We start from the raw sequence: 8,011 nt of genomic DNA on the forward strand, positions 1-8,011 counted from the left end.
TTGAAGATGTTGTGATTTCAAACCGCGCAGGGAGCGTCTCGGCGCTCCATTGCACGTTCTCGCAGCAAGCGATCGATGGAAAAATAGGCAGAAACCGGCGACTGCCCTCGCATGGGGCAGTCGCCGGTTGCCCGGATTGGAAACTAGGCGGCCTTCAGCAGCGGCGGTTGCGCCGGGCGGATCAGCGCGAAGGCGAGCTGGATGATGCCGCCGGCAAGGCCCAGCGCGACGCCGATGCGCCAGGCCATGGTGTAGGAGCCGAGCGAGTCATAGATCAGCCCTCCTCCGTAAGCGCCGAGGAAGCTGCCGACCTGGTGGCTCATGAAGGCAAGGCCCTGGATCATCGCCTGCCAGCGCAGCCCGAACATCTCGGCCACCGCGCCCGCGACCAGCGGACCGACGCCCATCCAGAGGAAGCCCATGATGGCGCCGAACAGCAACGTCGAGCCCGGCGTTGCCGGCAGCATGAAGTACCAGGCGAGCGCCAGCGAGCGCAGGATGTAGATCGCGCCGAGCAGCGCCAGCTTGTTCCAACGCTGGCCGGCCCAGCCGAAGAACAGCGAGCCCAGCACGTTGAAGCCGCCGATCATGCCGAGCGTCTGCGCGCTCAGCATCGGATCGAGCCCGCAGATCGCGAGATACGACGGCAGATGCGTGGTGAGGAAGACGAGCTGCATGCCGCAGACCATGTAGGCACAGGTCATCACCACGAAGGCTGCGTTGCTGAACGCGGTCTTCGCCGCGGTCGCCGCAGTGGCGTTGCCGATATCGTCGGCCGCGGGCTTCGGCAGCGGGATCTTGTCGACGCGGCCGGCGTACAACGCAGCCGGAATCATGAAGACCGAGAGGATCACGAAGCCGGCAAGCCCGACGCGCCAGCCGAAACCTTCATTGAGCATCTGGCCGATCGGCGCCGACAGCAGCGCGCCGAGCGAGCCCGCGGCGGAGACCATGCCGAGCACGGTCGAGCGTACCGTCTCCGGCACCGCGCGCGCCGAGACCGACATTGCGATCGCATTCGCGGTGCAGGCGAGCGAAAGGCCGATCAGGACACCGGCGCCGATCATGATGGCAACGAGCCCATGCGCCGTCGTCATCAGCACGAGGCCCGCGATGTAGGCGAGCGCGCCGACCACCATGATCGGGCGAAAGCCGTAACGCACCGTCATCGCGCCGGCGACCGGCTGCAGAAAACCCCAGGCGAGGTTCTGCACCGCGAGCGCCAGCGTGAAGTGGGATATCGAGATGCCGATGTCGTGCGTGAGCGGCTGCATGAAGATGCCGAGGCTCTGCCGCAGCCCCATGCTCAGCGTGAGCATGATGGAGGCGCCGATCAGGATGGGAAGCGTGGGACGCAGGACCTGCAACAGGGGCATTGTTCTTGTTCTCCCATAACGGCACGGCACGCGTGCCATGGCCTGCGATTGATGCATGTTTTGGTTACACAGACCTGTGTACTTAGGCTATACAGGGGGCCGACTGTCAAGCGAAGAGGATCACGGCTGGCGCATGGCTTCCCCGCCTCCCAAACAGACCATGAAAGAGCGGATCCTCGAGACCGCCGACAGACTGTTCTACCTGCAAGGCATTCGCGCCATCGGCGTCGACACCATCGCGGCCGAGATCGGCATCAGCAAGCGCACGCTCTACAACCACTTCCCGTCGAAGGACGCGCTGATCGAGGCCTATCTGCAGCGCCGCTTCGTGCAGCCCCGCTCCTCTGACAAGCCGCCGGCCGAGCAGATCCTTGCAACGTTCGATTCGCTGGAGCGACGGTTCTCGGCGAAGGATTTTCGCGGCTGCCCGTTCGTGAATGCGGTGGCCGAGCTCGGGCCGGAGGACGAGGACCGCACCTTCAGGAACATCGCAATCGCCTTCAAGGAAAGCCGCCGGCTCTGGTTTCGAGATCTGCTGCGTCAGCTCGGCGTCGCCGACGCCGAGAGACTTGCGACCCAGCTCACGCTCCTGGTCGATGGATCGATCGCGCAGGATCTGGTGCGCGACGATCCGGCGATGGCGCGCGCGGCCAGGGAAGCCGCCCGCGTGTTGCTGGCAAATGCAGGCGTCAAGGTCGGCAGCCCCGCCCCCGCGGGTAAGAAACGCGCCGGATAAATCCGGTTGCGTGCGGAAGTCAGGTTTGGTTGGTTGCGCCGACCGCAGGCGACAGCATTCCCGACTGGATATTCCGTCCGGCGAGATTGACAGCGACCGCGCAAAGACCTGCTACACAGAAGATCTGCGGCACAACAGGGGAACGACCATGGAAGATCTGAAGGTGACGGCCACCGGCTATGATTTCGCGCCGGCGCGCGCCGCCATGCAGCGCTATATCGACAATGATCTCCTGTCCGGCATCTCCTGGACGGTTCTGGTCGGGCGCGACATCGCTGACACGGGCTGCGTCGGATGGGCCGACAAGGAAGCGCAGATTCCGCTGCGCACCGATCACATCTTCCGCGTCTTCTCCAACACCAAGCTGATCACCTCCTGCGCGGCGCTGCTGCTGGTCGAGGAAGGCCGCTTGCGGCTCGACGATCCGATCGAGACCTTCATCCCGCAGCTCAGAAACCGGAAGGTGCTGCGGCCGGGTGCGACGTCGATCGACGACACCGAGCCGGCGCAACGGTCGATCAGCATTCGCCACCTGCTGAGCCACTCGGCCGGCCTCAGCTACGGCCTGTTCGATCCGGGCACCCCGATCTTCAAGGCCTACAACGAGCGCAAGATCCTCAATCCGATGACGACGCTCGCCGACATGGTCGACGGTCTGTCCGATCTGCCACTGGTGTTCCATCCCGGCTCGTCATGGGAATATTCCGTTGCCATCGACGTGGTCGCACGGCTGGTCGAGGTCGTGAGCGGCCAGCCGTTCGACAAGTTCATCAAGGCGCGTATCCTCGATCCGCTCGGCATGGTCGACACCGGCTTCTATGTTCCGGAGAAGGACCACAACCGGCTCGTCGCCTATTACGCCGGCGCCGATCTGATGGATCCGATGAAGCCCGGACTGACGCGCACCGACAACGCGCCCTATCCCGGCGCCTATCTGCGCCCGGTGCCGCGCTTCAATGGCGGCGGCGGTCTCGTCTCGACACTGCATGACATGGTCGCGCTGATCCGCAGCCTGCTGCCCGGCGGGCCGACGCTGCTGAAGCCGGAGACGATCGCGCAGGCGATGACCAACCAGCTCACACCGGGCCAATGGATCCGCTTCGCGATGATGGGCGAGCAGCCCGGCAAAACATATGGTCTTACCGGCGGACTGATCCTCAACCCCTCCCCGATCGATCATCCCGACGCCGCCGGCGAGCTCTATTGGGGCGGCGTCGCAGGCACGCAGTGGTGGATTTCGCCCAAAACGGGCATCGCCGGCGTGATGATGGCGCAGCGCCAGATGGCGTTCGTCCATCCGTTCTCGTTCGAGTTCAAGCGGATGGCCTATGACGCGGTGAGACGCGGCCGCTAAGGGCACTTCGTAGCCCGGATGGAGCGCAGCGAAATCCGGGTATCGCGCCACATGCACAGGCGTCCCGGATTACGCTTCGCTCCATCCGGGCTACAGGAGACTGACTACGCCGCGGCCGACACCACGCGGTTGCGGCCGTCGTGCTTGGCGCGATAGAGTGCGGTGTCGGCGCGCTTGAGCACATCGGTGACCAGTTCGCCCTTGCGCTCCAGCGTGGTGAGCCCGATCGAGATCGTGACGGTGATCCGCTTGCCGCCCTTGTCGACTGTGAAGGGCTCGCCCGCGATCGAGCGGCGCAGCCGCTCTGCGACCATGCCGGCGACATGCAGATCGGTCTCGGGCATCACGATGACGAACTCCTCGCCGCCATAGCGGCAGGCGAGATCGATGCCTCGGATCGACTTGCGGATACGGACGGCGAATTCGCGCAGCACGTCGTCGCCGGCATCGTGGCCGTAGGTGTCGTTGATCGCCTTGAAGTAGTCGATGTCGAGGATCATCAGCGCCAGCGGCTTGCCGCGGATCGAGGCCTGCTCCGCCAGCGTCGCGAGGTGGCTTTCCATGTAGCGCCGGTTGTTGAGACCGGTCAGCGCATCCGTGATCGCCATCTCAATCGAGTTCTGCACATTGTCGCGCAGATGATCGGTGTAACGGCGGCGGCGGATCTGGGTGCGCGCGCGCGCCAGCAGTTCGTTCTTGTCGACCGGACGCAGCAGATAGTCGTTGACGCCGATCTCGAGCCCGCGCATCAGCCGCGTGTTGTTGTCGGCATCCGAGATCGCGAGGATCGGGACCTGGCGCGTGCGCTCCAGCGAGCGGGCCTGGCTGCACAGCCGCAGGCCGTCGTAATTGTCGAGGCTGAGCGACACGATCAGCAAGTCGTAATTGCCCTCGGCGGCGTGGAACAAGGCTTCCGACGGATTGATCTCGACGTCGACGGTATGCTCGGCGGAGAGGATCGGCGCCAGCTTCTCGTAGGACGACGGCCGGTCGTCGACCAGAAGGATGCGGCCGCCGGTGCCCTTGTCGGCAATCGCACTGCGCTCGGGCGCCTGCATGCCGATCTCGAGCGAGGTGATGGCGCGCATGCGCAGCTCGTCGGTCATCATCTTCAGCCGCGTCAGCGAGCGCACGCGCGCGATCAGCACGACGTCGGACACCGGCTTGGTCAGGAAGTCATCGGCGCCGGCTTCAAGGCCGCGCACGCGATCGGCCGGGCTGTCGAGCGCGGTGACGATGACGACGGGAATGAAATGGGTCGCCGGATTCGACTTCAGCCGGCGGCAGACCTCGAAGCCGTCCATATCAGGCATCATGACATCGAGCAGGATGATGTCGCATTCGGCGCGTGCGCAGATTTCCAGTGCCTCGCTCCCGTTGGAAGCGGTCAGCACATCGAAATATTCGGCTGACAGACGGGCTTCCAACAGCTTGACGTTCGCCGGAACGTCGTCGACCACGAGGATACGCGCGGACATTGCACCACAACTCCCCTATCCGATAAAGCGTCGGACAGTCTCAATAAATTTGCCGACCGAGATCGGCTTGGACAAATAGGCTTCGCAGCCGCCCTCGCGGATGCGTTCTTCGTCGCCCTTCATGGCGAAGGCGGTAACCGCGACCACCGGAATCGTGCGCAGATCGGGATCGTCCTTGATCCAGCGCGTGACCTCGAGACCTGAAACCTGGGGTAGCTGGATGTCCATCAGGATCAAGTCGGGGCGCAGCTTGCGGACGAGGTCAAGCGCTTCGAAGCCATTGCTGGTGCCCGAAGTCTGATAGCCGTGCGCTTCCAACAGATCGCGAAAGAGCTTCATGTTGAGCTCGTTGTCCTCCACGATCAGGACGGTTTTGGCCATCCCGTCCCTCCCAAACCCAGGAGACGGGCCCGGCTGCGGTACCTCACGCACCGCGCTCGGGGCGCGTCGAAAATGTGAATTCAAACTAGCGCCAGAATCGCTCTAACCCGTTAACCCGAAGTCCAACTTCCGCAGCGTGGTTTCCGTTGCTTGAACACATGCGGAAGACTCGGGCATGATGGGCCTCTCAATAGAGACCATAAGTTAACGGAAAGGCAAACCGGCGCGTTGAAAAAGCCTGTTCACAACCCCCGGGAAGTTGCTGAAATCGTTGCGATTCAGGCGCTCGGCTTCATTGCCGGCGATCCCGAGCGGCTGGGCCTGTTCCTGGCCGAGACTGGAATCGGTCCAGAGACGCTGCGGAACGCCGCGTCCGATCCTCAATTTCTTGCGAGCGTGCTCGATTTCGTGATGCGCGACGACGCCACCGTGACGGCGTTTGCCAAGGCCTCGGAACTGCACCCGACCAACATCGCTGCCGCCCATCAGGCGCTGGGCGACCCGAAATGGGAGCGCGACGTGCCGTGACGACGGCAGCGGCAGCTTCCGACGGCCCCCTCAGTTTCTGCCGAGACTGCCTCGGCGATCTCGATATCAAGGTGAAGCGGTGCAGCCATTGCGGCTCGCCGCGGCTGGTGCGTCATCGCGCCCTGCCCGCGCTGGCGCTGGCGCATATCGACTGCGACGCGTTCTATGCCACCGTCGAGAAGCGCGACAATCCTGACATCGCCGACCGCCCGGTCATCATCGGCGGCGGCAAGCGCGGCGTCGTGTCGGCTGCCTGCTACATCGCCCGCACCTACGGCGTCCGCTCGGCGATGCCGATGTTCAAGGCGCTGGAACTGTGCCCGGACGCGACCGTGATCCCGCCGGACATGGCGAAGTATGTCCGGGTCGGGCGCGAGGTGCGGCAGGCAATGCAGGCGCTGACGCCGCTGGTCGAGCCGCTGTCGATCGACGAAGCCTTCCTCGATCTCGCCGGCACGCAGCGCGTCCACGGCATGATCCCGGCCAAGGTGCTCGCCAAATTCGCCCGCGATGTCGAGCGCGACATCGGCATCACGGTGTCGGTCGGGCTGTCCTGCAACAAATTCCTCGCCAAGATCGCTTCTGACCTCGACAAGCCGAGGGGCTTCGCTGCGCTCGACCAGGACGAGGCGCGCGAGATGCTGGCGAGCAAGCCGGTCGGGTTCATCTACGGCGTTGGCCCTGCGACCCAGGAGAAGCTGGTGCAGCGCGGTTTCCGCATCATCGCCGACCTGCAGCGCGCCGACGAAAACGAATTGATGAAGCAGTTCGCGAGCGAAGGCCGCCGGCTGTGGCGGCTGGCGCGCGGCATCGACGACCGGAGCGTGGTGGCCGATCGCGGCGCCAAGACGATTTCGAGCGAGACCACGTTCGAGACCGATATCCGCGACTTCGCAACGCTGGAGAAACTGCTCTGGAAACTGTCCGAGAAGGTCTCGGCGCGGCTGAAGACCAGCGAACTCTCGGGCTGCACCATCACGCTGAAGCTGAAGACCGCGGACTTCCGCCAGCGCACCCGTTCGCAATCGATCCAGACCCCGACCCAGCTTGCCGCCAAGATTTTTGCGGTCTCGCGCGAGATGCTCGCGAAGGAGATCGACGGCACCGCCTTCCGCCTGATGGGCACCGGCGTCAGCGCGCTGCGCCCGGGCGCACAGGCCAATGATTCCGACATGCTCGACCGCCGCTCGGCGCACGCCGAACGCGCGATGGACAATCTGCGCAAGAAGTTCGGCAATGCCGCCGTGATCAGGGGCATTGCCTATGAGGGGCCGCAGAAAAACGCGGAGGAGTAATTCATCGTTGACGTCATCCCCGCGCAAAGGCCTCGCCTTTGTCGCTGGAGGTGCGAGCGGAGCGAGCCTCTCAGGATGACCGGAAAGACTCGGGCCGTCGCCCTTCGAGACGCGCTCGATGCGCGCTCCTCAGGGTGACGGTACTCAGCGTCACGATGCCCCCCTCAATCAGCGACCGCCACCGCCTCGATTTCGATCAGCCATTCCGGCGCCGCGAGCGCGGTGACGCCGACCAGCGTAGAGGCCGGCGGCTCCATGCCCTCAAAGAACGCCGAGCGTGCCTTGCCGATGATGGGACGGAGCTCCGGCTTGTAGCCGACGACAAAGGTCGTGATCTTGACGATATTGGAATAGCTGGCCCCGGCGGCCTTCAGCGCCATGCCGAGGTTCTGCATCACCTGCGTCGTCTGCGCGGCGAGATCGCCGGCGCCGACCACGCGGCCCTCCTCGTCGACGGAGACCTGTCCCGAAATGTAGATCGTGCGCGCGCCGGAGGCGACGACGACGTGAGAGTAAGCCGGATTGTGATGCAGGCCGCTGGGGCGAAGATGGTTGAGCTCGCTCATGATGTGCCTCCCTGACACGCGTGTTTTGGCAAGCGTACTCGCGTCAGACGGTTCCGGCCAGAGCGGTCTCGCGGCGGGCACTTGCTCCGCTGTCGTCCCGGCGAAAGCCGGGATCCATAACCACCGAAGGTGATTGTTGTGCGACGCTGGGGCCACAGCCCCTTCAACAACTCAACCCCGTGGTTATGGGTCCCTGTGTCTTGGAAGTCTGTCAGGATGAGGGTGGGCGGGAAGCCGTTGGGTCCTTGGCGCTTGACGCCGTGAGCCGGCTCGGTCTCCCGCCCGTTCCATCTATCA

8 protein-coding genes are annotated in these 8,011 nt (G+C 64.4%); 4 read left to right on the forward strand and 4 right to left on the reverse strand.

The window, feature by feature from the left end:
* Nucleotides 1-143: 143 nt before the first annotated feature.
* Nucleotides 144-1,376, reverse strand: coding sequence for an MFS transporter (locus IF803_RS26790; RefSeq protein ID WP_028341029.1), 1,233 nt, complete (start codon nucleotides 1,374-1,376; stop codon nucleotides 144-146).
* A 133-nt stretch (nucleotides 1,377-1,509) separates the two neighbouring features.
* On the opposite strand from IF803_RS26790, the gene IF803_RS26795 reads away from it, so the two are divergent.
* Both IF803_RS26795 and IF803_RS26800 read left to right on the forward strand, forming a co-directional pair.
* Complete coding sequence (locus IF803_RS26795; RefSeq protein ID WP_028341030.1) at nucleotides 1,510-2,112, forward strand: TetR family transcriptional regulator; 603 nt, start codon at nucleotides 1,510-1,512, stop codon at nucleotides 2,110-2,112.
* Between the two features lie 148 nt (nucleotides 2,113-2,260).
* A complete protein-coding gene (locus IF803_RS26800) occupies nucleotides 2,261-3,466 on the forward strand; it encodes a serine hydrolase domain-containing protein (RefSeq protein WP_461194101.1) in 1,206 nt (401 codons plus the stop codon).
* A gap of 104 nt (nucleotides 3,467-3,570) precedes the next feature.
* Here IF803_RS26800 and IF803_RS26805 read toward each other — a convergent pair whose 3' ends face one another.
* Both IF803_RS26805 and IF803_RS26810 read right to left on the reverse strand, forming a co-directional pair.
* Nucleotides 3,571-4,944 carry a PleD family two-component system response regulator gene (locus IF803_RS26805; protein WP_028341032.1) on the reverse strand — a complete coding sequence of 458 codons (1,374 nt, stop codon included), beginning with the start codon at nucleotides 4,942-4,944 and terminating at the stop codon, nucleotides 3,571-3,573.
* 15 nt (nucleotides 4,945-4,959) lie between these two features.
* Nucleotides 4,960-5,325 carry a response regulator gene (locus tag IF803_RS26810; RefSeq protein ID WP_016845968.1) on the reverse strand — a complete coding sequence of 122 codons (366 nt, stop codon included), beginning with the start codon at nucleotides 5,323-5,325 and terminating at the stop codon, nucleotides 4,960-4,962.
* A gap of 228 nt (nucleotides 5,326-5,553) precedes the next feature.
* On the opposite strand from IF803_RS26810, the gene IF803_RS26815 reads away from it, so the two are divergent.
* Both IF803_RS26815 and IF803_RS26820 read left to right on the forward strand, forming a co-directional pair.
* Complete coding sequence (locus IF803_RS26815) at nucleotides 5,554-5,853, forward strand: DUF3572 domain-containing protein (RefSeq protein ID WP_016845967.1); 300 nt, start codon at nucleotides 5,554-5,556, stop codon at nucleotides 5,851-5,853.
* The gene (locus IF803_RS26820) at nucleotides 5,832-7,148 is read left to right on the forward strand and encodes a DNA polymerase IV (protein WP_461194103.1); all 1,317 of its coding nucleotides are present in this window, start codon (nucleotides 5,832-5,834) and stop codon (nucleotides 7,146-7,148) included. The genes IF803_RS26815 and IF803_RS26820 overlap by 22 nt, the downstream gene beginning before the upstream one ends.
* Before the next feature lie 164 nt (nucleotides 7,149-7,312).
* On the opposite strand, the gene IF803_RS26825 is transcribed toward IF803_RS26820, so the two are convergent.
* Nucleotides 7,313-7,714, reverse strand: a complete 402-nt coding sequence (locus tag IF803_RS26825) for a RidA family protein (RefSeq protein WP_038388572.1) — start codon at nucleotides 7,712-7,714, stop codon at nucleotides 7,313-7,315.
* Nucleotides 7,715-8,011 lie beyond the last annotated feature (297 nt).

The sequence above is a fragment of the Bradyrhizobium sp. UFLA06-06 genome, assembly GCF_054820065.1.